Raw genomic sequence first — 363 nt, forward strand, 5'->3', positions numbered from 1 at the left:
CCTGGTCCAGCAGCGCTACAAGGCCGTCGACGGCGCCGTCGCCGCACTGCGCAGCGGCCAGCTGGACTACGTCTCCGATCTGAATTCCACCCAGTTCAAGGCGCTGCAGAGCGACAAGCGGACCACTGCCTTCCAGAACGCCGGCCGCCGCTGGATGAGCGTGGCCCTCAACTCCGGTGCCCGTACCCGCTCCGGGAAGAAGATCGGCACCGGGAATCCGGCTCTCGCCGACGCCGCCGTGCGCCGCGCCATCGCGCTGGCGACCGACAAGCAGACCCTCGTCGACAAGGTGCTCGACGGCCTGGGCCAGGTCGGCGCGGGCTACATCCCGCCCACCTGGAAGCAGTGGGCGTGGAAGCCCGC

At 70.2% G+C, this 363-nt stretch carries 1 protein-coding gene; it reads left to right on the top strand.

Annotated elements, in window-relative coordinates:
• The coding region (locus AC1DYK_RS36355; RefSeq protein WP_478170682.1) for an ABC transporter substrate-binding protein at positions 1 to 363 on the top strand (363 nt) is incomplete at both ends.

The organism is Variovorax sp. P2_H12, from assembly GCF_056403395.1.